At 27.2% G+C, this 23,066-nt stretch carries 23 protein-coding genes; 16 read left to right on the top strand and 7 right to left on the bottom strand.

Annotation, left to right across the window (positions count from 1 at the left end):
* Positions 1-119: 119 nt before the first annotated feature.
* From MBORA_RS03260 to MBORA_RS03240, 5 genes are all read left to right on the top strand, one after another.
* Positions 120-671 carry an ECF transporter S component gene (locus MBORA_RS03260; protein WP_042693401.1) on the top strand — a complete coding sequence of 184 codons (552 nt, stop codon included), beginning with the start codon at positions 120-122 and terminating at the stop codon, positions 669-671.
* A 66-nt stretch (positions 672-737) separates the two neighbouring features.
* Entirely contained in the window at positions 738-2,483 is a 1,746-nt protein-coding gene (locus tag MBORA_RS03255) for an ABC transporter ATP-binding protein (protein WP_063720224.1), read from the top strand.
* On the top strand, positions 2,483-4,249 hold the full coding sequence (locus MBORA_RS03250; protein ID WP_197017434.1) for an ABC transporter ATP-binding protein: 1,767 nt from the start codon (positions 2,483-2,485) through the stop codon (positions 4,247-4,249). The genes MBORA_RS03255 and MBORA_RS03250 overlap by 1 nt, the downstream gene beginning before the upstream one ends.
* Positions 4,250-4,258: 9 nt before the next feature.
* A complete protein-coding gene (locus MBORA_RS03245) occupies positions 4,259-5,980 on the top strand; it encodes an ABC transporter ATP-binding protein (protein WP_063720223.1) in 1,722 nt (573 codons plus the stop codon).
* Complete coding sequence (locus MBORA_RS03240) at positions 5,977-6,810, top strand: energy-coupling factor transporter transmembrane component T family protein (RefSeq protein WP_082853378.1); 834 nt, start codon at positions 5,977-5,979, stop codon at positions 6,808-6,810. The genes MBORA_RS03245 and MBORA_RS03240 overlap by 4 nt, the downstream gene beginning before the upstream one ends.
* Positions 6,811-6,821: 11 nt before the next feature.
* On the opposite strand, the gene MBORA_RS03235 is transcribed toward MBORA_RS03240, so the two are convergent.
* Positions 6,822-7,805, bottom strand: coding sequence for a hypothetical protein (locus tag MBORA_RS03235; protein WP_052331806.1), 984 nt, complete (start codon positions 7,803-7,805; stop codon positions 6,822-6,824).
* A gap of 534 nt (positions 7,806-8,339) precedes the next feature.
* Here MBORA_RS03235 and pth2 point away from each other — a divergent pair.
* The 5 genes from pth2 (at position 8,340) to MBORA_RS03210 (ending at position 10,406) form a co-directional block, all read left to right on the top strand.
* On the top strand, positions 8,340-8,678 hold the full coding sequence (pth2, locus tag MBORA_RS03230) for an aminoacyl-tRNA hydrolase (protein ID WP_042693398.1): 339 nt from the start codon (positions 8,340-8,342) through the stop codon (positions 8,676-8,678).
* Between the two features lie 53 nt (positions 8,679-8,731).
* Positions 8,732-9,391 carry an amino acid kinase family protein gene (locus MBORA_RS03225; protein ID WP_081738370.1) on the top strand — a complete coding sequence of 220 codons (660 nt, stop codon included), beginning with the start codon at positions 8,732-8,734 and terminating at the stop codon, positions 9,389-9,391.
* On the top strand, positions 9,392-9,553 hold the full coding sequence (locus MBORA_RS03220) for a zinc finger domain-containing protein (RefSeq protein ID WP_042693397.1): 162 nt from the start codon (positions 9,392-9,394) through the stop codon (positions 9,551-9,553).
* 20 nt (positions 9,554-9,573) lie between these two features.
* Positions 9,574-9,843 carry an elongation factor 1-beta gene (locus MBORA_RS03215; RefSeq protein WP_042693395.1) on the top strand — a complete coding sequence of 90 codons (270 nt, stop codon included), beginning with the start codon at positions 9,574-9,576 and terminating at the stop codon, positions 9,841-9,843.
* A 95-nt stretch (positions 9,844-9,938) separates the two neighbouring features.
* Complete coding sequence (locus MBORA_RS03210; RefSeq protein WP_042693393.1) at positions 9,939-10,406, top strand: MarR family winged helix-turn-helix transcriptional regulator; 468 nt, start codon at positions 9,939-9,941, stop codon at positions 10,404-10,406.
* On the opposite strand, the gene MBORA_RS11080 is transcribed toward MBORA_RS03210, so the two are convergent.
* Positions 10,403-11,017 carry a hypothetical protein gene (locus MBORA_RS11080; protein WP_147659488.1) on the bottom strand — a complete coding sequence of 205 codons (615 nt, stop codon included), beginning with the start codon at positions 11,015-11,017 and terminating at the stop codon, positions 10,403-10,405. The two genes, MBORA_RS03210 and MBORA_RS11080, sit on opposite strands and share 4 nt — an antisense overlap.
* Before the next feature lie 170 nt (positions 11,018-11,187).
* Here MBORA_RS11080 and MBORA_RS03200 point away from each other — a divergent pair, with 170 nt between their 5' ends.
* On the top strand, positions 11,188-12,438 hold the full coding sequence (locus MBORA_RS03200; protein WP_063720222.1) for a tripartite tricarboxylate transporter permease: 1,251 nt from the start codon (positions 11,188-11,190) through the stop codon (positions 12,436-12,438).
* Between the two features lie 276 nt (positions 12,439-12,714).
* On the opposite strand, the gene MBORA_RS03195 is transcribed toward MBORA_RS03200, so the two are convergent.
* Entirely contained in the window at positions 12,715-13,029 is a 315-nt protein-coding gene (locus MBORA_RS03195) for a hypothetical protein (protein ID WP_042693389.1), read from the bottom strand.
* Between the two features lie 374 nt (positions 13,030-13,403).
* Positions 13,404-14,342 carry a 50S ribosomal protein L11 methyltransferase gene (locus tag MBORA_RS03190; protein WP_042693388.1) on the bottom strand — a complete coding sequence of 313 codons (939 nt, stop codon included), beginning with the start codon at positions 14,340-14,342 and terminating at the stop codon, positions 13,404-13,406.
* Positions 14,343-14,453: 111 nt separating this feature from the next.
* Here MBORA_RS03190 and MBORA_RS03185 point away from each other — a divergent pair, with 111 nt between their 5' ends.
* Together MBORA_RS03185 and MBORA_RS03180 are read left to right on the top strand one after the other, a co-directional pair.
* Entirely contained in the window at positions 14,454-15,896 is a 1,443-nt protein-coding gene (locus MBORA_RS03185; protein WP_042693387.1) for a CpaF family protein, read from the top strand.
* On the top strand, positions 15,889-16,800 hold the full coding sequence (locus tag MBORA_RS03180; RefSeq protein WP_042693385.1) for a type II secretion system F family protein: 912 nt from the start codon (positions 15,889-15,891) through the stop codon (positions 16,798-16,800). Before MBORA_RS03185 ends, MBORA_RS03180 begins: the two co-directional genes overlap by 8 nt.
* On the opposite strand, the gene MBORA_RS03175 is transcribed toward MBORA_RS03180, so the two are convergent.
* Positions 16,790-17,350 (bottom strand): GNAT family N-acetyltransferase, encoded by a 561-nt coding sequence (locus MBORA_RS03175; protein ID WP_042693383.1) that lies wholly within the window; start codon positions 17,348-17,350, stop codon positions 16,790-16,792. The genes MBORA_RS03180 and MBORA_RS03175 overlap by 11 nt on opposite strands.
* Positions 17,351-17,548: 198 nt before the next feature.
* Here MBORA_RS03175 and MBORA_RS11290 point away from each other — a divergent pair, with 198 nt between their 5' ends.
* A complete protein-coding gene (locus MBORA_RS11290; RefSeq protein ID WP_261795611.1) occupies positions 17,549-17,680 on the top strand; it encodes a hypothetical protein in 132 nt (43 codons plus the stop codon).
* A 415-nt stretch (positions 17,681-18,095) separates the two neighbouring features.
* Here the strand turns inward: MBORA_RS11290 and MBORA_RS03165 are convergent, their stop codons facing one another.
* Positions 18,096-18,815 (bottom strand): DUF4012 domain-containing protein, encoded by a 720-nt coding sequence (locus MBORA_RS03165; RefSeq protein WP_042693380.1) that lies wholly within the window; start codon positions 18,813-18,815, stop codon positions 18,096-18,098.
* 858 nt (positions 18,816-19,673) lie between these two features.
* Here MBORA_RS03165 and MBORA_RS03160 point away from each other — a divergent pair.
* The gene (locus tag MBORA_RS03160) at positions 19,674-20,180 is read left to right on the top strand and encodes a helix-turn-helix domain-containing protein (protein WP_063720221.1); all 507 of its coding nucleotides are present in this window, start codon (positions 19,674-19,676) and stop codon (positions 20,178-20,180) included.
* A 308-nt stretch (positions 20,181-20,488) separates the two neighbouring features.
* Positions 20,489-20,821 (top strand): transposase, encoded by a 333-nt coding sequence (locus MBORA_RS11440; RefSeq protein ID WP_082853377.1) that lies wholly within the window; start codon positions 20,489-20,491, stop codon positions 20,819-20,821.
* A 691-nt stretch (positions 20,822-21,512) separates the two neighbouring features.
* On the opposite strand, the gene MBORA_RS03155 is transcribed toward MBORA_RS11440, so the two are convergent.
* On the bottom strand, positions 21,513-23,066 hold a 1,554-nt coding region (locus MBORA_RS03155), incomplete at its 5' end, for a DUF11 domain-containing protein (RefSeq protein WP_156482688.1).

Raw genomic sequence — 23,066 nt, 5'->3', positions numbered from 1 at the left:
TAGCTATTATTCTTATCATGGTAATAATAATAAAATTTATATATTAAAAATGATACTATTTTAAGTATATAAATTTAGGCATACCTAAATAATATGCTTAATTTATGGTGGTGTTTATTTTGAATGAAAATGTAACAAATTTTAATCGTAAATGGAGTACTCATGATATTATGGTAACTGCTATTCTTTCAATAGTTTTAGGATTATTAAATATTCCTTTAACCTATTTAGGCTCTTATTTAATTGCTTTTCCAATTGTTTTCCCAATTATGATGGGTATTGGATTTTTTCCTCTGATTTTAGTAGCTTATCTTATACGTAAACCTGGTTCTGTTTTGTTATCTTCTTTTATTATTATGGCAGTAGGTGTACCCTTCACTCCTTATGGTGTGGTAATGTTAGGACAAGTTTTAATGTATGGTTTGCCATTGGAAATTGTTTTCTTACTTGGTAGATATAGACATTTTGAAAGTTGGTTCATGGCTATTGCAGGTATTGTTGTAAATGTTATTGGTGGAATATTGTTTTTTATTTCATATGGAATATTAAATATGGATATTCTAATTCAACTTATCATAGTCGTTGAAACAATAATTAGTGGGGTATTATTTGCAGGATTATTATCTAAATGGTTAGGGGATGCTGTTTTAAAAACAGGTGTTATTCGATAAAATATTTAATGTTTTAGCTATATTTTGATGATTTTATAGATCATTTTTTTAAAAAGAGGCTTAACAATGAATAATTTTTCAAAAACTTTTTCTTATGCAAAGGAATATAAAAATAAAATATATTTGGCAATTATTCTAATTTTTTTTAGTGTAGTTTCCGAGTTAATTACATTTATTTTAACTTATGATATTATTATTAATTTTATAGACAATTCCATAACTTTTGAACATATTATAATTATTGGATTTGCTATTATATTTTTCTTATTTTTAAAATCAATATTTTACATAAAAGGTTTGGATTTTTCTCATGAGGCGGCATATGATACTTTAATGGGTATGAGGATACAATTTGCTGAAAAAATGACTAAATTACCTTTAGGCGTTATTAATCAGAAAGGGACAGGCAGTTATAAAAAAAACTTTGTCGATGATATTGAGCAAGTAGAATTAATTTTAGCGCATATGATCCCGGAAGGTTTGCCTTATGTGATTATTTGTATCTTAGTTTTTGCCATGTTGTTTGTTCTTGATTGGAGATTAGGGCTTTTAACTATTGCTTCAACTTCAATTGGTCTTGTAGCTATTTTTTGGATGATAAAATCTGGCGTTGACAAAATGGTGTATTATTATGAGTCTTCAAAAAATATGAACTCTAACATTGTTGAATATATTGCCGGTATGGAAGTTATAAAGATCTTTAATAGGACTACAAGCTCATATGAAAAATATTCTTCATCGGTTGAAGATTATAAGAAATATACACTTGACTGGTATAATGAGTCTTGGAATTATATGGCCATATATGCATCTGTACTTCCATGTACCATTTTATTTACTTTGCCGGTTGGAACATTATTTTATTTTCAGGGGACATTGGCATTATCAACATTAATATTTGCGTTATTAATATCTATTAGTTTAGGATCTCCATTGCTAAAAATGGTGGTATTTTTCCCATTGATTCCTAGACTTAGTTATCAAATTACCGAACTTGAAGAAACATTTGCTGGAGAAGAGCTTCAGATAACTGATAAATCTTTAAAGCCTGAAAATTATGGCATTGAATTTGAAAATGTTCGTTTTGCATATGATAAAACAGAAGTTATAAAAGATGTTTCATTTAAAGTAGCTGAAAATTCAGTAACTGCATTAGTAGGAGAATCTGGAAGTGGTAAAAGCACACTTGCTAAACTTTTGGTTCATTTTTGGGATTTAAAAGATGGTAAAATTTCTATTGGTGGAGTTAATATAAACGGTATTTCATTTGGGGACTTGATGGATTTAATTAGTTATGTTTCTCAAGATAATTTTCTCTTTAATGAATCAATTATGGAGAATATTAGGATTGGAAAACCTACTGCAAGTGATGATGAAGTTATAGCTGCCTCAAAGCTTGCCCAATGTCATGATTTTATAGTAAAACTAGATCAAGGATACGATACTAATGTAGGGGATGATGGAAATAAACTTTCCGGTGGAGAAAAACAAAGAATAACAATTGCAAGAGCAATACTAAAAGATGCCCCTATTATAATTCTTGATGAAGCAACAACATTCACGGATTCAGAAAATGAAGATAAAATCCAAGAAGCAATTAATTCGTTAGTTGGCAAAAAAACATTAATTGTAATTGCTCATAGGCTTTCAAGCATTGTTGAATCTGATAATATAATTTTAATGGACGATGGTAAATTGTTAATGCAAGGAACTCATGAAGATTTGCTTGAAAATTCTAATAAATATAAATTACTTTGGGAAGCTCATGTGGAATCTTTAAATTGGGATATAAATATTAAGGAGGAAAAATAATGTTGGAATTCAACATGATTAAAATTATTAGAGAACTTCTAAATATTGCAGGAGATTATTCAAAAAATTTGAAAATAGCTTTCGTTTTATCTTTTTTTGAAGAGCTTTTTGCAATTATTCCAATCATGCTTATATTATATGTTTTAGACAAAATAATTTCAAACACACTATCAACAGATGCAATTTGGACCGTAGCTATTGTAATTGTTATGAGTGTGATTCTAAGGACAATAACAAGGCGTTTAACAGATAAATTTCAGGCTAATATCGGGTTTAAAATATTTGCTGATGAACGTATGAAATTAGGCAACAAATTAAAAAGACTTCCAATGGGATACTTTTCTGAAAATAATATAGGGAATATTACGGCTATAGCTACTTCTGATATGAGTTTCATAGAAGAGAATTCTATGATGCAAATATCAAATATAGTTACAGCATTTTTCAATACAGCTATTGGAGTGATTTTTTTAGCAATATTGGACTATAGGATTGGGATTATATCTTTTATAATAGTGATTTTAGCATTGTTTGCATTAAACAATCATGAACGTATAATGGAATTCCATTCAGGTATTAAATTAGAGGTTCAATCCCAACTTATTAATTCAGTTATAGAATATGTCAAAGGAATTTCCGTTATTAAATCTTTTAATATGGTTGGTAAAAGGGCTAAAAAACTAAATGAGGAGTTTTTAAAAACAAGAAATGCTGCTATTGATTTTGAGAAAAAAGCTATTTTTCCAAGCTTCATCTTTGATAGTGTTTTTTCTGTTGGAATTGGTGTAACCATATTATTTGCATCGTTCTTTGCACTTAATAAAACAATGGACTTGATTTTCATGTTGATGGTGGTTATTTTTGTATTCCAATTTTATATTCCTCTAAAATCATTAGCTGGATTAAGTCCTCAAATATATATTATGAAAAAAGCATTAGATAGGTATAAATCTGTTTCTAATCTTAAGCTACTTGATGAAAACGGAAAGGACATTGCTCTTGAACACTTTGGCATTGAGTTTGATAATGTTAGTTTTGCATATGAAGATAAAGAAATCCTACATAATGTTAGTTTTAAAGTTCCAGAACACAGTATGACTGCACTTGTAGGTAAATCTGGTAGTGGTAAAACAACAGTAGCTAATCTTATTGCAAGGTTTTGGGATATTGATTCTGGTCAGATTAAAGTGGGTGATGTTGATATTAAAGACTTGACTTCGGATAGTCTTCTTAAGAACATGTCTATGGTTTTTCAAAAGGTTTACTTATTTAATGACACTATTTTAAATAATATAAAATTTGGAAAAAGCGATGCAACTAAAGAAGAAATAATTGAGGCCTGTAAAAAGGCAAGGTGTCATGACTTTATAATGGAATTAGAAAATGGTTATGATACAGTAATTGGTGAAGGTGGTTCGTCATTGTCTGGTGGGGAAAAACAGAGGATTTCTATTGCAAGAGCAATCTTAAAAGATGCTCCAATCATAATTCTTGATGAAGCAACAGCTAGTGTCGATCCAGATAATGAAAAACATATTCAAAAGGCTATTAATGAGCTTATAAAAAATAAAACACTTGTAATGATCGCACATAAATTATCTACAATTAAAAATGCTGATCAGATATTGGTAATTGATGAAGGTAAAATAATACAGGAAGGAACTCATTTAGATTTAATTAACGAAGATGGCTTATATGATGAATTTTGGCAAAGAAGGATTAAAGCTAAAAGCTGGAAGATTAATAAGTCTAATAGTTCAATATGAGGTGTAATATTGATTAAAATTAATGATCTTGGATTTCAATATGAAAAAAATGATTATAAATCATTAAATAATGTAAATTTTGAGATTTCAGAAGGCGAAGTGATTTTAGTTTTAGGTCCTTCAGGTTCAGGTAAAAGTACACTTGCATTAACAATTAACGGACTTATACCTAATATTGTTTTAGGAAAAATGGATGGAAATGTTGAAATTTGTGGTAAAAATACTCATGAAACTCCTGTTCATGAATTAACTCAAAAAGCAGGAATTGTTTTTCAAGACCCTGAAGCTCAATTTGTTAGCTTAAGTGTAGAAGACGAAATTGTTTTTGCATTAGAAAATCTTTGTTTTTCTCATGAAGAGATGGAAAAACGTTTAGTCGAAGCATTAAAAAAGGTTAACATGTTAAATTATCGTCATAGGGATGTTTATAGTCTTTCAGGTGGTGAAAAACAAAAAATTCTTCTGGCTTCTTTAATTGCAATGCATCCTTCTGTTTTAATTTTTGATGAACCAACAGCTAATTTAGATCCTTTTGGCACTTTAGATTTTTTTGAAAAATTAAAAGACCTTAAAAAATTAGATAACAATACAATAATTCTAATTGAACACAAACTTGATGATTTAATGGAAATTATTGACAGAGTTTTAGTTATAAATAAAAAAGGAACTAAAATAGCTGAAGGAACACCAAGAGAGGTTTTTACTAACTATTCAGAGATTATTATTAAAGAAGGTATATGGATGCCTCAAACTGCTATACTTTATTATGAATTAGAAAAAAATGGTATAACTCTTGATAAAGTTCCACTAACCATTTCTGAGGCTATTAACTCTATAAAAAATCTTAAAAATTTTCCAATTAATAAAAAATCAATTAATTCAGATAAAACTTCCAATGAATTATTAATTAATAATCAGTCAGTGCTAAAAATAGATAATTTATCATTTTCATACGATAAATATAAAGTATTAAACTCTATTAGTTTAAATATTGATTCAGGCGATTTTTTAGCTATTGTAGGAACTAATGGTGCAGGTAAAACAACATTAGCGAAACATATGGTTAATATTATTGAACCTCCTAAGAATAAGGTTTTTATTGATAATAATGATATTTCTAAAATTTCTTCAAAAAAATTAAGTAAAAAAATCGGATATGTTTTTCAAAATCCAGAACATCAGTTTATTAAAGACACTATTGAAGAACAATTAAGTTTTGGATTAAAACTTAGGGGGTTTTCAGATAATCAAATTGATGACTGGTTAAATAAAACTTTAAAACAATTTGATATTGAAAATTATCGAAATAAAAGCCCTTATATGTTAAGCCATGGTCAAAAACGATTGTTAAGCGTTGCAACAATGTTAACTTTGGGACAAGATATTTTAATATTAGATGAACCTACTTTTGGTCAGGATTTTAAAAGTTCCACTAATTTATTAAACTTTTTAAAATCTTTAAATGAAGAGGGTAAAACAATAATCATGATTACTCATGATATGAGTTTAGTTGAAAAATATGCTAATAAAGTCGTTGTAATGAATAAGGGGAAAATAATTTTTGAAGGAATAACAAAAGATTTTTTCAAGCATGATGAAATACTTAAAGAAGCAGCATTGACTTTACCCCCTCTTTTAAAATTGTCAAAGTCTTTAGCAGAATATGATGAGAATTTAAGAGGTATTTCTTCTCCTGAAGAATTTTCTTATTATTTTAATCAAGTGGAGTGATTAATTTGAAGATTTTTTTCTATGATAATGACTCATTTTTAAATAGATTAAATCCTCTATCTAAGGTGGTCACTTCTCTACCATTTATTTTTTTAATTTGTCTTATTAATGAAATTTGGATACCTTTGGCGTTCATTGTATTTACTGCTTTCATTGTTTTAGTTTTAGGTAGAATACCTTTAATAAGATTTTTAAAGATTTTGGCTCCTATTTCGATTTTTTTTATTTCTATTTTTATTTTGTTTTTATTAGCATCAAGAAGTGATTTAACTGTGGGTTCTCCAATATTATTTTCAATTGGGGAGTTTCATTTTTATGAATATAGTGTTCGTTTAGGATTAATATATGCAATTAGAATTTTTGCTCTATTGATTCTAATATTGCCATTTAGCCTTACAACAGAACCAAGTACTTTTATTCGTTCTTTAATTCAAAATTTAAATATTCCTTATAAATTTAGTTATGGGGTTATGGTTGCTTTTAGATTCATTCCCATGATTGAAACAGAATTTAATGTTGTAAGATCAGCTCATAAAGTAATGGGATTTTCAGATGATAAGGGAATTTTTTCTTATTTTAATAAGATTAAAAGATATTCTATTCCACTCATTGTTAATTCTATCAGACTTGGTGGAAGAACTGCTTTATCTATGGATAGTCGAGCGTTTGGAGCTTTTGAAAATCGTACATATTTCAAAACATTAACTTTCAATAGAAATGATTGGATTTATATATTTGCATATTGGATTATCGGATTATTAATATTTATCGTTGCCTATAAATTTGGATTAATGGGGAAAATTGGCTTTTATATTGGTGAATTTAGATAAATAATTAAAATTTATTCATTCTCATTATTTTCAACATTATATGCTTCTTCAGGAATTATATGTGTTTTATATTGTTCTAATTCTCTAAATAAAAACTCAGAAAAATTTTCTATATTTAAAACTTTCATTCCAAATAAATTAGTAAGTTTGTTACAGGTTTGTTGAGGAACCTCTGTTAATAATAGGTATGGGTGGAGATTTTCAGAATTTAAAATTTTTGCTACTTTCGAATATTTTTCGACATAGTGGTGGTAATCCGATGTTTTAGATTCAATCCAATATATATTATCATCAACTGAAAATAGAATATCTAGTTCAAAATCATCACCGTTAGGTAAACAGATTTGTGGATTTAGTAAAAATGATACTTCTTTTTTGATATTAAAGTAATTTATTAATTTTTTAATTTCATACACAACATATGATTCTAACCAATGTCCTGTTAAAAAATTAATTACAAGGGGGATTCTATTGGGAGCTAAGATTATTTGATATTTGGGTGATTTTAAATATTTATAATAATCTAGGAAAGTTAATTCATATAAATTATGGCAAAATTGACAGGAATATGAGATTTCTTCCTGTGTAAAGTTTTTCATATCTATTTTAACACTTTCTCCACTAGATAATCTGGATTTAATTGCCTTATAGACCGAACTAATTTTTGAATAATTGTTTCCCATAAATGAAGCTAATGAGTATAAAACATCATTTATCTCGCTATTTATTTCAGGCACGAATTTTATAGTAACTCCTTTTTTCATTAAGAAGTTTTCAATATATTGTGAATCATTATTTATAGAATTAAAGACATTATTGGAACTTATGGGATTAGCATTATTTTTTAATTTAGTATTATGGATTTTATTATGTGCAATTATTTCTAAAGAGGTAGCTATCCGTTCCAAAGCATTGATGATGCGTTCATCATTATTTAATTTAAACTCTTCTTTTGATAAAGTTTCAGCAATTTTTGATATATCTTCATCAATCATTATTAAATCCCCTATATTTAATATTTTAAATTATTAAAATAAACTTTATTTAATAGATATTTTCTAGTTTTTTATATATAAATGGATGTTAATTTGTTTTAATTTTTTTTAAATATGGTCGTTGCTTTTTTATAAAATTTGAATGATAATTCTATTTTAGTATTGAAGGTATTGATTATTGTTATTAACTTATTTTTTCATTTTTAGAGCATCGAATAAGTTATTATTATTTATAAACTGGTTTTTTTTACTTTTGAAGCGAATTCAGGAAATAGCATTTTTATAATCTCTAACACTACTCATTAATCATTCTAATAATCAGATATAAATATGGTTGATTATAAAAAGGTTATATGATATTTTTAAAAAATATAAGTAAATTATGTGTATTTGTTATTTTGTATTTCTAATTTAAGTATTTTATAGGAAATGTTGCTTATTTATTGGCTATTGTTGTTAATGGTTAATCCAAAGTAACTTTCGATATCAAAATTCGTGTTTGCAATTAAATAAATAAAAAGTAGATGTTATTTTATGAAGCAGGTTATTATTGTCAGAACAGATTTAAAAATGGGCAAAGGTAAAATTGCTGCTCAGTGTTGTCATGGATCTTTAGGTTCTTATAAAAGAGCTTCAAGTGATAAAATCAAAAAGTGGGAAAATGAAGCTTATGCAAAGGTAGTTTGTAAAGTAAGTTCTCTTGAAGAGCTTATGGAGCTTAAAAAACAAGCTGATATATCTGGCATTCCTAACTTTTTAGTAGTTGATGCTGGGAGGACTCAAATACCTACATCAACTGTTACAGTTTTAGGCTTAGGACCTGATGAAGATGAAATAATTGACAAGGTGACTGGGGATTTGAAACTATTATAGTTTTAAGTTATTTTAATAATATCTACATTCAATTAAATGGGGTAGTCATTTTCATGATAAAACAGGTTGTTAAAATTGGTGGTAGTTTATTTCCAGATTATGCTATAAACTTGGTTGAAAAACTAAAAAATACTAATTCTCTTATTATTTTAGGAGGGGGAGAATTTGCAAATCTTATTCGTAAATATGATGAAATTGAAAAATTTTCAGCTGAAGTAACGCATTTTACAGCTATTGACTGTATGGATATAATAGCTAAATTAGTTAATGATAAAGTTAGTTCTACTAAATTAGTTTTTTCTATTGATGATGCAAAAAAGGTAGCTAATAACGGATTTACACCAATTTTTGTTGTATCTGACTTTTTAATGAAAGAAGATCCATTTGAATGTTCTTGGGATGTAACTTCAGATTCAATTGCAGCTTATGTTGCACACCTTTTAAATGCAAACCTTTTAATAGTAACAAATGTAAATGGTATATATACCCGAGAACCTAGTGAGAAAGGTTCCAGATTCATTAGTGTCATTGAAGCAAAAAATTTACTAACTTTTGAAGAATCTTCAATTGATTTAATGTTACCTTCTCTTTTAATTGAGTTCGGGACTAATTGTTGTATTGTGAATGGAAAGTATCCTGAAAGGGTTTTATCTCTTATTGATGATAATATAGATGATTATAACTTCGATTACACAAGAATAACAGGTGATTAAATGAAAGAAGTAGAATGTATTTCATGTAAACAAGAAATTCCATTAACAGGCACATTCGTTGAATTTGAATGCCCTATTTGTGGAGCAAAAATCGCAAGATGTGAAAAATGCCGTACTTTTGGTCATGCTTATAAATGTGAATGTGGATTTGAAGGGCCATAAGTTTAAATGGAGGATTTAATATGAGTGAAGTAGTAGCAACTATGAAAATCATGCCGGAAAGTCCTGATGTGGACTTAGAAGCATTAAAATCAGCTATTAAAGAAGCCATGCCTGCAGATGCAGAATTCCATAAAATTGATGAAGAACCTATTGCATTTGGTTTAGTCGCTTTAAACCTCATGTTCGTTATTGAAGATGGTGAAGGCGGTACTGAATCTACTGAGGAAGCTATTGCAGCATTAGCTGATGTTGCAAGTATTGAAATTACTGATACTAGAAGATTAATGTAAAAATCTTCTTTATTTTATATTTTTTTTAATTAAATTGTTGTGTGTAACAACATTTATATATCTTTTATATATAATCATAATTGTAGGTTGATTATATGATTAGTTATGATGATATTATTGAGGAATCTCCTTTTATTTTAAATAATTTAATTTCACTTTTGAAAACTCATGATTTTTACATTGAATATTACATTAATAATTTCACAGATATTTCCCCAAGTCAATATTATATGTTCATGTGTCTTTATTATGATTTAGGTTGGAATCAATCAGATATTGCAAAGGCATGTTTTATGGATCGTAGTGGAGTTTCAAGAGCATTTAAGGAATTTGAAGAAAAAGATTTAATAATTCGTGAAGTTGATGAGAAAAATAAAAGAGCTTATAAAATGGCTTTAACTGATAAAGGTATTAAAACAGCTAAATTTCTAGAAGGAAAAGAAATTGAATGGGATGAAATGATTTGTGAGGATTTGGATAAGAATCGTGCTGAGGTTCTAAAATTATTGTCTGATCTATCATTAAAATCTCTTAAATTCAATAGAAAAAAATTTAAATATTAGTCATATCCTTCTGATTCAAGATAATCATCAATATCATAGTTATCCTCATATTCATAATGGTCGTAGTACCAATCGGGATCATTTTTAGCAAGTGCATAAGGTGATTCATCAATGTCATAGCTATTGTATCTAGCATTAGGTTCATATGGTTCTATGTAGCTATTTGTTTTTGGGGTTTCATCACTGTTCTGATTTAATATGTCGTATATAAGTTCATCAAGAGTATAACTGCCATTTAAAATGATTCCATAAATGTTATCATTTTCTGGATAGTATTTTAAAAAGTAAACAGAATCTCCATAACTTCCAGATAAATATTGGATATTATTTCCACTAATGTTATATTTTTCACCAGATGATTTCCAAATGATCATATTTGCGTTATTTCCAACAAAATCTACAAAAGAAATATTTTTAGCACTAAAACAAGCTATTCCATTTAAATTACCATCGGAAATATTTTCTTCTTTTGTTTTCAGACAATCTTCAAGTGTAACTATTAATTTAGAGTCTCCACCAATATCTTCCACTATTTTATCATTGACACTTGCTTTTTTTGGAATTTGTGAGGACAGTAAACATCCAACAATTATTAAAAACGCTATAATCAATATTAGGAAGATTTTATTTTTTGATTACATAATATTTATTAATATCTTATACACATTTATAACTATCTATTTAAAATTAACTTTTAAATGAATATAAATTTTGAATTATGGCTAAATTTTTCTTTTTTACTTAAACAAACTTTAAATTGATCTTAGTATAATTAATAAGTATGTTAGAATTGATTGTTGCATCTTTTTTAGGCATAATTATTGGATGCGTAACAGGGATGATTCCAGGAATTCATGTCAACACTGCAGGAGCCATCATATTTGCATCCTCAACTTTTTTACTTAGTATTTTTTCTCCCGAATTTTTATGTGTAGTTATGGTAACGATGTCAATTTCTCATGCAATGATAGAATTTGTTCCATCTATGTTATTGGGTGTTCCAGAAGAAGGTACTGCCACATCAGTTCTTCCAGGCCATAGGATGGTATTACAAGGAAGGTCTAAAGAAGTTATAAGGATTGTAGCAGTTGGGGGATTTGGAGCTATTATGGTGATAATTTTCATGCTTCCATTTTTTTCAATTGTTTTGCCTGCTTTACACGTGTTTTCCAAATCATTTACATGGGTGATTTTACTTTCAGCATCAATTTTTCTAACATATAAGTTAACAAGATCATTTAAAAGTTTTGCATGGTCTTTACTGTTATTTTTATTGTCGGGAATATTGGGTTGGGTGATATTTCAAACACCAATTTCATCATCTGTTTCTTTAATGTGTGTATTTTCAGGTCTTTTTGGGATAAGCACTATTTTATTTAGCTTAAACGACAATTCAACAATTCCTTACCAATATCCTTTTTATGAGCTGAATTTGGACATTAATAAATATAAAAGTATTTTTGCAGGAGGAATTACTGGAGCTATTTTAGGTTTTCTTCCAGGTTTTGGTCCAGCACAAGGAACAGTAATAGCTCAATTGGCCAGTGGAGCTAATGATAATGAGGATGAAGATACAGTTAATTTTCTATTAGCTACATCGGGATTGAACATTTCAGACTGTTTGTTTTCATTGATGGCAATTTATATAATTGGAAATCCTAGAAGTGGAATTGCAGTATATATGTCTTACTTAATCTCAGAAATGTCATTAATGCATTTAGTAATTTATATATTTGTATCTTTAATTGCAGTTTCTTTTTCATTAGTATTAACATTAAAGTTAGGTGATTCTTTTTCAAGATTGATGGCTGGAATTAATTATAGGAAGCTATCAATAGGAGTTATTTCCCTTCAGATATTAATACTTTATATTTTTATTTTTTATTATAATGCTCCTATTTTCTACATGACATTAGCTTTAATAACTTCAATTGCAATGGGTATGTTGCCTCATTATTTAGGGGTCGGTAAATCTCATTTAATGGGGGTTTTAATCATTCCAGCAATTGTAATTTATATGCAAATGTTTTAGGACTTCTTTATTTCGATGTTGTTTTTTTTATTTTTGTGTTTTGTTGTATATCCTTTTTAGACCGTACACGATAGGATATAGTATGAATTTGTGTTTATGAGTATAAATAATCATTATTTGTGCTTATTTTGAATTTTAATGATCTATTTATTCTAAGTTTGATTTTAATTGTTCTATTAATAGATTAACTTCGTTGTGATTTATGGATGATTTGCTATGTAGTGATTCAATTTTTGAATAAGGTTGTCGTCAAGTTAATTGATTAATGAACTCTCATTATCCATAATGTTCCCCAATCCAACCTTGGTTATTGGGCCAACCACAATTAAAACAATACGAATCATCTTCTAATTCTTCTCCACAGTCAGGACACATTAGATATTCTTCATCTTCATTATTTGTTATATCTGTTTGAGTTGATCCTTTATGGCAAAATTCACATTCCCATAAATCTCCTTTATAATCAAAAAGTGTTTCACAATTTTCACAAGTGTAAAAACCTTCTCCCATATCATCTTTACTACAAAAAGGACATTCAAACTCTACATTCTCTTCATCTGTTTTTTCTCCACATTCTGGACATTCACACATGTTATTCACCTAATGTTTAGTTTAGTATAATATTCAAAATTATTTTTTAAAATTGTTTCTTCATACAATTTTTTATTTATATCTTTATTTCTGATAAAATATATATTAAGTTAGTTCACTAATCACAATCATAAACGTTATTTTTATATAATATTTAATAAATCTGACACTTTCATAAAAATCAATTGCATTAGATTAAACAGTTTCAATTCAATATTTAACAATATGTGCATGTTTTTTTATAAATCTTTTTCAACTAATTCGAATAGTTTTTTTTTACAAAAATTTTGGACATTAAATTCTTTTTCATGTATTTCGGAAGGGAGTTTTGATAAAATTATTCTTTTTTAAAAAAATCTGATCATGTATGCCTATTAGATTATAACAACATTATTAGCTATTTTATATGCTTTTTTAGATATTTCATCAATATCTGCTTTAGGAAATGCATCAATTATGCATAAATCCGCTTTTTCAACATTCAAATCTTCAAAGTTTTCATTGTAAATTTCAAAGTTTTCAGTTATTTCATTTATTTCTAAATTATCTTTCAATGTTTCAATAGCTTCTGGGTTTGCATCGTTGAAGATAACTTTCTTAAACCCATACTTAAGTAAATATATTCCTAATGCCCCTCCACCACAAAGTCCATCAATAGCTGTGCCTTTGTTTATGCTGTTATTTTCTAAAAAGTTGTGTAGTCTAATTAATTTTTCTTCGGTGGTCATAGCTACTTCAATATGATTTTTAGATTGTTTTTTGTTAAATATTAGCTTTTCATTAATTAATGTTCTTACAATATTTGTCTGCATATCACACCCACAAAGTAACTCAAAATGTTTAATTTTGGAATTTTTATCAAACTGTCCAATTGTGTCTTGCGGATTTCCTTTTAAAACTCCTTTAACTTCTGAAACTTCATTCATTAATCTTAAAGCAACTTTTTTGTTAAAATCAGGATGAAGTAAAATTAGTGTTTTTTGCGCAATGAATTGTGGATTTAATGTTGAGTAGTAAAATCCTGATAGGGGTACTGGTGAGTTTTTTCTTAGTGTGGCGTCTTCTTCTATGATTCTTTCTTCAATCATTATTTTTAAAATATGGCTCATTACAATATCAATTGGTCTTTTTTTACATTCACATCTTTTATAATTATCAGTTAAATCATTAAAATCAAGTAAATCTTTAAGCGGGGTGAATTTTTTTATTTGTATTTCCTGGCATTTTTCACATTCTTCAATTAATTTGATTTTTTCCTTTAAGTTGTCTTTTGTTGTAAAACAATCATTATCACATGAGCATTTTTGATTCATATTTTGATATTTGATTTTGTCTATTAATTATTATTTCCAAAGTAATAAAAACTTTATTAAATAGTATTACTAATCTCTAAAATGTAGTAAAAATCGTTGTAGGTTATAATTATGGACAATACTTTTGATTCAAACAATAATAAGCTCATACCACAATATGACGTATTAAAACAGAATTACTCTTCTGAGGAAAAAGTTATTTTATCTGAACTTAGGGAAAATTTAGTTGATATAGCTATATCAGATGAAACTTTCCAAGTTAATGAAGATAAATTATTAAATAATATTAAGAACTTTCTATTTGAAAGATTTTCTACAAGTAATATTAATAATAAGGTTTCTAATGAATATTTAGATAATTTATCACATAGACTTCTAAGTGATTTAATAGGATATGGTGAGATTGATGATTTAATTCAGGATGATGAATTAGAAGAAATAATGATAATTGGTGTTTTTAAACCAGTATTTGTTTATCATAGAAAGTATGGAATGATGAAAACAAATATTCAATTTAATGATGAGGGTGAATTAAGAGAATTAATTGATTCAATTGCAAGACAAATCAATAGGAGAATAGATCAAGAATCTCCAATTTTAGATGGGAGATTGTTAGATGGATCTAGAATCAATGCCACTATTCCTCCAATTTCTCCTGATGGGCCATCGTTAACCATTCGTAAGTTTAAAAAAGATCCTCTTACAATTATTGATTTAATAAAATCAAAAACAATTTCATTAGAATTAGCTGCCTTTTTTTGGTTGTGTTTTGATGGACTTGGAGTAAAATCAGCTAATGCAATAATATCTGGTGGAACAAGCTCTGGTAAAACGACCACGTTAAATGCATTAACTTCTTTTATTAATCCAAAAGAAAGAATAATCACTATTGAAGATACTCTTGAATTACAACTGCCTCATGAGCATGTTATTAGGATGGAAACCCGTCCAGCTAATGTTGAAAATAGAGGAGAATTAACCATGGATGATCTTGTTAAAAATTCTTTAAGACAACGTCCTGATAGGATAATTGTAGGAGAAGTTAGATCTAATGAAGCAATAACATTGTTTACAGCATTAAATACGGGACATTCGGGATTCGGAACACTTCATTCAAATAGTGCTCGTGAAACAATTACTCGTTTAACAAATTCTCCAATGTCTGTTCCAAAAATAATGATTTCAGCTATTGATTTTATAATAATGCAAAATAGAATTTATACCTCTTCTGGAATGTCTTATAGGAGAATTACTGAAGTTGCTGAAGTTGTGGGCATTGAAGAAGGGGTAGTTCAGTTAAATAAAATATTTGAATGGAATCCTAAAGATGATTTAATAGAAAATATTGGTGTTTCAAGTAAAACATTAGAAGACATATCTAAATTAGGAGGTAAGTCTTTAAATGATTTGTATTGTGAAATTGAAAATCGAAAACTTGTTTTGAAGCACATGATTCATCAGAATATTCGTTCTGTTAAAGAGGTTAAAGATGTTTTAGAATTGTATTATTCTGATTCTAGACGTGTTTTAAATAGAATCTTATTAAATGGGTGATAATATTTTAAATAATTTTTTTATTTTCATTGGTGGAGTTGTTTTAGCTTTTATTAATCTATTTAAAAATTTTTCACTAAAAAATGATATTAGCAGTAAATCTGATTTTACAATATTTTCTAAGTCAAATTTTCAAAGAGAAAAACAGGTTGTTAAAAAATATGAAGATTCTAAAATATATGACTTAAGAGAACTTTTTTTAAAGTATTCAAGAAATAAAATACTTTTAAGTGTTTTAATTATAATTTTTATATTAATTTGGAACATATTTGAAATAGAAATAGCTTTAATTTATTTAATATTAATTTTTATGATGTGTTTTTTAATAGTGTATTATCCTCAGATTCAACAAAGGCGAAGCTATGATGATTTAAATCCAGAACTTCCATATGCTTTACGTCACATGAGTATAGAACTTAAATCAGGTAAAGGGTTGATTGATACAATGTATACAATTAAAAATGCTAATTATGGGTCTCTTTCATCAGAATTCAACAGAGTTCTAGAAGAGGTTAAATATGGTAAATCTAGTGAAGATTCATTGCTTGAAATGGCTAATAGGGTAAAATCAGAAGGACTTTTCAGAGTTGTTCATCAAATCATTGGAACTTTAAGGACTGGTGGAAATTTAGCAGGTACATTAGATATTATTGCAAAAGATATTTCATTTGATATGCAGATTAAACTAAAAGAATACGCTCAAAAATTAAATTCTTTTATTTTAATTTATACCTTTATAGCTATTTTAGCACCTGTAATTAGTTTAATAATGTTAATGGCATCATCTACTGTAATGGGTGATTTATTATCTGTAAATATGCTATTTTTAATTTATGTTTTATTTTTTCCAATGGTGGTGGTTTTTATGATGGTATTTGTAAAAAGATTAGAACCTAAGATTTAATTGCTTCATCAATATGAGTAATTTGTGGTTTAATTTTAATTTTAGGCAATTTTTTTTCCATATGGATGGTTTGAAGTTCATTGTTCGTGTCAATTGTAACTTTAAAACCCATTTTTAACCAAAACTCTAATGCTCCATTTAGATTTCTATGAGTGTGTAAATAGATTTCTTCATAGTCATTTTCATTACTAAATTTTTCAACGGCCTTAAACAATTTAGTAGCTAATCCACAACGTCTATAGTTATCATCTACAAACAATCTCCAAACACTAGCAGTTTTTTCTTTTGAATATATATTTTCAAATTCTTCAAAAGATTTATCATATCCTCTAATGCCAATTGTACCAATAATTTGCTTAGTTTTACTATCTATTGATATAAAAAAATTGTTTCTCTTAGGCGATATATAATAATCATTAAGGTTAACGATGTCTTGATGGTATTCTGGAATATAATCATAATTAAATTCTTTTTTAATTTGTTTGAATAAAAATTCTTTAATTAATTCTATATTCATCTCATGGTTAATTTCTATTATTTCAATACACATAATCAAACCTTTTTTTAAGTAATAATTTTCTTTTGATTTTTAACATAATAGTAATAATTACTTTTTAAAATAAAGAAAGTATTACTTTTTACATTAAATTTGAGCATTTAGTAATAAATTATTTATACTATAAAGCTTTATTATATAATAAAATAAAGAATAGTATATAAAATTTATTATTTTTTTTTAGATGAAGTCATGAATTGTCATAAATACTGGAAAAACTTGAAGAAAATTACAAATAACTTATCAAGTTTTGATGATTTAGATGTTTACGGTGACTCTGGATTAGATGAAGTTGAAATTATTGCTCATGGTATTTGGATGTAATGTATTGGTATATAACAGAATAAAGGTATTAGCAGAACCTAATGATAGATTATTTTATAATATTTGGGAAATTGTTGTGAAAAAACTCCAGATATTTATAGGACATTGGAATAAGGGCTATTTATATTCTCCTGTTTTAGATAAGATACAAGAGGATTCCATAAAGAAGTAATGATGTTGCTAACAGGTAAAACAAACAATACTTCCATGCTTATAAGAAAATTAGTTTAAATTATTTTTTTTAAGAGTGTCTGCCAAAATTTAGTTTTATAATACTCTTATTAATTATTTTATCCGGAATTTTAGTTAACAGCTGTTGATATTCTTTTAAAACTCAAAAATTAAAAAAAATGTAATGCTGAAATTCAAAAATAATTAATTTTGGAGTATACCCTTAAAAAAAGTATTTAAGGAGTTAACCAAATAAGGTTTCAACTCCTTTAGATGCTAATAAACTAACAAAAGCACTTTGTTCATCCATAACAATGTTTCCTTTGGAGTATTGATCAAGTGCAGCATTAACCATTCCTGATTTTTTAACTGGATCTTTAGCAGATTTAGCCACGGCTTTAACAATTTCTAATACAGCATCACCTCTAGAAACTCCATTACCCCAGTCTTGCTCACGAATAAAGTCAATACCACTTACATTCATCTGAGTCCCGTTAACTTCAACGGGTGATGCAGCAGCTAGGATTGCATCTAAAGCTTCACTGTTAACTGCAACAACATTGTCTATTGTAATGTTTGTATTGTATTCTACAATTTCTTTAGCTAGTTGCATTCCCTTTGAATTATCAGCATCCCAAAATGAATCATGAAGTAACAATCGTGATCCAGCGCCTTGTGCTTGGGCTTCTTGAGGCTCTGAAGCAGTTGGATGGTACATTCCACCAGGATAAACTGCAGTATAATTAACAATAGATCCATTTTCTAATGAAACAAGAAACGCCATATCACATGCACCCATGCCAGGTCTTTCTTCACTTTCATCAATAGCACATACTAAAATAGTTTTATTTCCAGTAGCTAATTCAGAGTTAGATGTAAAGAATAATGAACCTGCAATTATTATGAGTAATCCTATTAAAATAACTACTAATATTGCAATAATTAGTTTTTTTCTCCTATTCATATTTTTAACCTACTATATTATTTTAATATTGGATATTGAATATATTTATTATAATACTTAAATATTGTTAAAAATGAGGAAAAAAGTATATGCTTGTTTGGATGATTTACACATATCCATTAAAATTATAAAATAAAAAGTTTATTTATTTAAAAAAATGTTATTTGCAATTACAGCCATAGAAAAAGGTGTATATCTTTTTAAGAATCCTTTTAGCTTTGTTTGGTTCTGCTTCAGCAGCTTGACAACATTTTTTCTTATTTGTAGTTTTTGTCATTTTTTCATCTCCTTTTTTAATATTTATTAATTAATAAAAATAAATGTTTGATTGTATTAGATAGGTGAAATTAAATATGATAAACATATTTAATTTCGTGAGAGTAGTTATATGCTTTTTATTAAATTAGAAAAAGAGAGTATAAACTAATTTAATAATAATCGGAGTGTAGTAATATGGTTTTAAACCAACAACACATTAGTAATTAAAAGCTAGGTAAATTTTTAGGTTTACCTAATTTTTTATCACCATGTATAATGTTGTCAAAAGTAATATATAAATCTTTTCATTTTTTAGGTGCAACTAAAAATTTAACCATGAGTATATGTTGTGTTCACATTAAAAATATAATGATTTTGTATTTTTTTAAATCATCAAACTCAACACTGAAGATGTTCTTAAATATTTTTTGAATATATAAATAAACACATAAATAACATTTTTAAAAATAGTATATTTTAAGTATTTTTTAGGATAACTAATCAAAAAACAAAAATATGTTATAAATATAGATCATTTAAAATTTTTATATATAGTTTTGGACAAAAAATATTTATATTAAATGTGACTAAAATAGTAATATGAGTAGAAATGCTTATATTAATAAAGATATCTCACTTTCTAAAATTCATGAAGTTAAAGCTGATTTAAAGCATTACATAGAATTTTATGAGAAAATAACATTTATTGAAGATATATATGCTGGTGAAACAGTAAAATATGCTATAGAGAAACGTGGAAAAACAATTCCAACTGGTCATGCATGGTTAAAAGCTTGGAATGAGGAAGGATTTGATGGATTACTCAGAAAAAAAGGATCTGGACGAAAAACAAAATTAACTGAAAATCAATTCAAACAACTAAAAGAAAACATTATAAAAAAACAATTAACAAGTGTTCGTGAAGTAAAACATGAAATAACCAAAGAATTTGGTGTAATTTATAGTGATAGACAAATTCGACGCATTATGAAAAAATTAGGCTTTGAATATGGAAAACCTTATGTCATACCTGCAAAAGCTCCAGAAAATGCCTCAAAACAGTTAAAAAAACACAGAAAAAATAGATTTAAAAAAAAGACATTTTAATATTTGCTGATCAAACAGCAATCCAAAATAAAAACAATACAAGTAGAATATACTACAAATTAGGAACAAAAAAATAGACAGACAAAAATAACTACAAAAATAAAATTAAATGCAAATAGACTATCAAACACTAAACAGCAATTCATTAATACTATTTCAACAAAATACTCCTACATTTGGAGAAATAAAATCATTAATCAATCTTAAAATTGTTAATTGCATAATATAAAGAGTTAAAATCAGAACTTAAAAATATTTTAACCGACGATGAACTAAATGAAAATAAGATTTACAAAAGATGAAAATACATTAAAAACATTAAAAAAAATGAATTTAATAAATTCATATCAAACAATAATAGTTCTAAAAAGCAATTTTTAGTAAAAATAAAAAATAAAGCAAATAAATTAAACCCTGAAAAACACATAAACATAGAATACTCAAAAAAAATAATCATTAAATCACTAAATAAAGATAATATAATCAATAATTTACAAAAAGAAAGAAAACTTGTAGTTATATTAGATAATTACTCAGTTCATAAAGCTAATTTAGTGATTCAAGCATGTGAAATATTAAATATAAAATTAATTCATTTACCTCTCCATTCCCCTCACTTAAATCCAATAGAACAAGTCTGAAAATCAATAAAAAAAGTATATGGCATATTATTTATTTGATACAACAGAATTTATGGAAAAACTATTCGAAAAAGAATTCTATAGAATCGTAAATAGAGATTCCTACTATAAAAAATTGGATCAATAAATTCATCATGGTGAACTAAAAAATTTTTTGTCCGAAACTATAAATCTGAATAATCAACTTTAAATTTCGAAATTATCTATATAATCTGGCTTTTCCATCGCGCAAGATACATATATGAAATATCCGTTCGTATTTTTCTTTCAATTTCCCTTGAAAACAATCCACCATAACACTCATCAAAACTAGCTTAAATAATAATTCACGCGGATAAACAAATTTACCGGGCTTTTCACGAAATTCCTAGTTCACTTTATAACAATCAATTAAATCAACCAAATTTTTAATAAAATAACACAGATGATCTTTAGGAATCGAATTTCGTAAGTCCAGGAACTAACATGATCTGATTTATATTATCATCTCTTAAAACCATGAATAAACAACCATAAATATTAATATCTATAATAAAAGACTGTACTTCATAGTATATAAAATTGGAATAAAAAATAAGCAAAATAAAATTTAAAAACAGTGCCTTTGTGTCAAATCTTAAAAATTAAAAAAACTTAACCCAATAAAAACAAAATTAAAAAATTTCGTCCCACCCTCCAAAAAAAAAGGTAATTAATATTTACGTTTTAATAATGGAATTAATATTAATACCATTAGTAACATTAATATTGGATTACCTGTTGCTTTTTCAATTTTTGTTTCTTTTACAATGTCTTGCTTTTCTGGAGTTTTGTTAGATTCTTCATCAGATTGGGACTTATTTATAACTTTAGTAGTGTTATTAACAGTGGAATTTGGTGTTTCGTTACTTCCTGCCATTATAACATTGGTAAAGTTTCCTACTTTGTTTGTTTTGAAGAAAATGGTGAAGTTAGCCGATTCGCCTACTTTTAAAGTTTTTTTGTAAATGAATTTGTTTCCAATTTTAATCCAATTTGAGCCTTTAAATGAGTCATATGTAAGTCCTTTATATGATTTTTCAATTACAAAGACTTTTGTAAGTCTATAGTCTCCTGTGTTGCGAACAACGATGGTAAAGCTGCATTTTTGACCAACTTTTACGATGTTAGTGTTGGAAATTTTAATAACGCTTAATTTAGGAGAGACTGATTGTGTTGTATTGTTGGTTGTGGAATTTGGTGTTTCATTAGATCCTACAACTACTACATTGGTAAAGTTTCCTGATTTAATTGTTTTAAAATTAACATTGAAGCTAGCTTCTTTTCCTACGCCTAAAATTTTATTGTAAATGAATTTGTTACCGGATTTGGTCCAGTTATTGCCAATAAAAGAATCGTAAATGAGGCCATCATAGCTAGACTCTTCAACAAAGACATTATTTAAGTTGCAGTCTCCTGTGTTGATGACTTTTATTGTGAAACTAACTAGATTTCCAACGATTACGATGGGATTATTGGTTAATTTAATCACTTTAATATGGGGGTCTTTTACAAGTGTTGTGTTGGTACTATTGGATAGTGTGATGTTATCAAAGCCGGATGTGGCATTGTTGATTAATGTACCGTTTTTTAATGCTTTAAATATTATGATTATAGATACGCTTTCACCAGCTTTTAGTGGGTTATTTAAAATCCATTTCATGTTGTTGTAGGTCCAGTTGCCTGTAATGGGTTTCCAGCCTTGGTATATTAGGCCGTTGCTATAATCATTGTCTTGGATAAATGCATTTTTAATGCTTTCGTTGCCTGTGTTGGTTAAAGTGATTTTAAATTCAACTGTGTTGTTGATTATGATTGTTTTGTTTAGTGTTTCTTTTGTGAGGTTTTCTGTGATATTTGCATGTCTAAATTTGAATAGTATTAGGTTTTGCCATATTGATGGTGTAATTAATGATGAGAAGTTATAGAATATTATGGATCCGTTGTTTAGGCGTTTGGAGGCGTTTATGTTAGGGATTCTTAAACCAGAATCGTATAATTCTAATACTTTTTTAACTAGTGTATTGTTGCTGTTTCTGAATTCGCCATCACTAAACAACCAAACAGCGTAATTTAGACCTGTGTGATTTAAATCTTCTTCTTTATTTACAAGTGTATAAATAAGTATTTTAAGATATTCTCCAACATACTCACCACTAATACTATTTCTTAATAATTTAAGACTATCATCACGTATACCATCTAATGCATTACCAAAATATCTTTC

The organism is Methanobrevibacter oralis, from assembly GCF_001639275.1.
GTDB lineage: Archaea > Methanobacteriota > Methanobacteria > Methanobacteriales > Methanobacteriaceae > Methanocatella > Methanocatella oralis.
Note: the sequence above shows the minus strand (reverse complement) of the source record. Positions and strands in the feature narration are given on the sequence as shown.

What these genes read in the sequence shown, in the direction of transcription:
- MBORA_RS03225 (WP_081738370.1), top strand. Translation starts at nt 8,732, where the DNA reads ATGATAAAACAGGTTGTTAAAATTGGTGGTAGTTTATTTCCAGATTAT.
- pth2 (WP_042693398.1), top strand. Translation starts at nt 8,340, where the DNA reads ATGAAGCAGGTTATTATTGTCAGAACAGATTTAAAAATGGGCAAAGGT.
- MBORA_RS03185 (WP_042693387.1), top strand. Translation starts at nt 14,454, where the DNA reads ATGGACAATACTTTTGATTCAAACAATAATAAGCTCATACCACAATAT.
- MBORA_RS03250 (WP_197017434.1), top strand. Translation starts at nt 2,483, where the DNA reads ATGTTGGAATTCAACATGATTAAAATTATTAGAGAACTTCTAAATATT.
- MBORA_RS03200 (WP_063720222.1), top strand. Translation starts at nt 11,188, where the DNA reads ATGTTAGAATTGATTGTTGCATCTTTTTTAGGCATAATTATTGGATGC.
- MBORA_RS03175 (WP_042693383.1), bottom strand. Translation starts at nt 17,350, where the DNA reads ATGTGTATTGAAATAATAGAAATTAACCATGAGATGAATATAGAATTA.
- MBORA_RS03180 (WP_042693385.1), top strand. Translation starts at nt 15,889, where the DNA reads ATGGGTGATAATATTTTAAATAATTTTTTTATTTTCATTGGTGGAGTT.
- MBORA_RS03235 (WP_052331806.1), bottom strand. Translation starts at nt 7,805, where the DNA reads ATGATTGATGAAGATATATCAAAAATTGCTGAAACTTTATCAAAAGAA.
- MBORA_RS11290 (WP_261795611.1), top strand. Translation starts at nt 17,549, where the DNA reads ATGAATTGTCATAAATACTGGAAAAACTTGAAGAAAATTACAAATAAC.
- MBORA_RS03160 (WP_063720221.1), top strand. Translation starts at nt 19,674, where the DNA reads ATGAGTAGAAATGCTTATATTAATAAAGATATCTCACTTTCTAAAATT.
- MBORA_RS03220 (WP_042693397.1), top strand. Translation starts at nt 9,392, where the DNA reads ATGAAAGAAGTAGAATGTATTTCATGTAAACAAGAAATTCCATTAACA.
- MBORA_RS03215 (WP_042693395.1), top strand. Translation starts at nt 9,574, where the DNA reads ATGAGTGAAGTAGTAGCAACTATGAAAATCATGCCGGAAAGTCCTGAT.
- MBORA_RS03195 (WP_042693389.1), bottom strand. Translation starts at nt 13,029, where the DNA reads ATGTGTGAATGTCCAGAATGTGGAGAAAAAACAGATGAAGAGAATGTA.
- MBORA_RS03190 (WP_042693388.1), bottom strand. Translation starts at nt 14,342, where the DNA reads ATGAATCAAAAATGCTCATGTGATAATGATTGTTTTACAACAAAAGAC.
- MBORA_RS03165 (WP_042693380.1), bottom strand. Translation starts at nt 18,815, where the DNA reads ATGAATAGGAGAAAAAAACTAATTATTGCAATATTAGTAGTTATTTTA.
- MBORA_RS03255 (WP_063720224.1), top strand. Translation starts at nt 738, where the DNA reads ATGAATAATTTTTCAAAAACTTTTTCTTATGCAAAGGAATATAAAAAT.
- MBORA_RS03210 (WP_042693393.1), top strand. Translation starts at nt 9,939, where the DNA reads ATGATTAGTTATGATGATATTATTGAGGAATCTCCTTTTATTTTAAAT.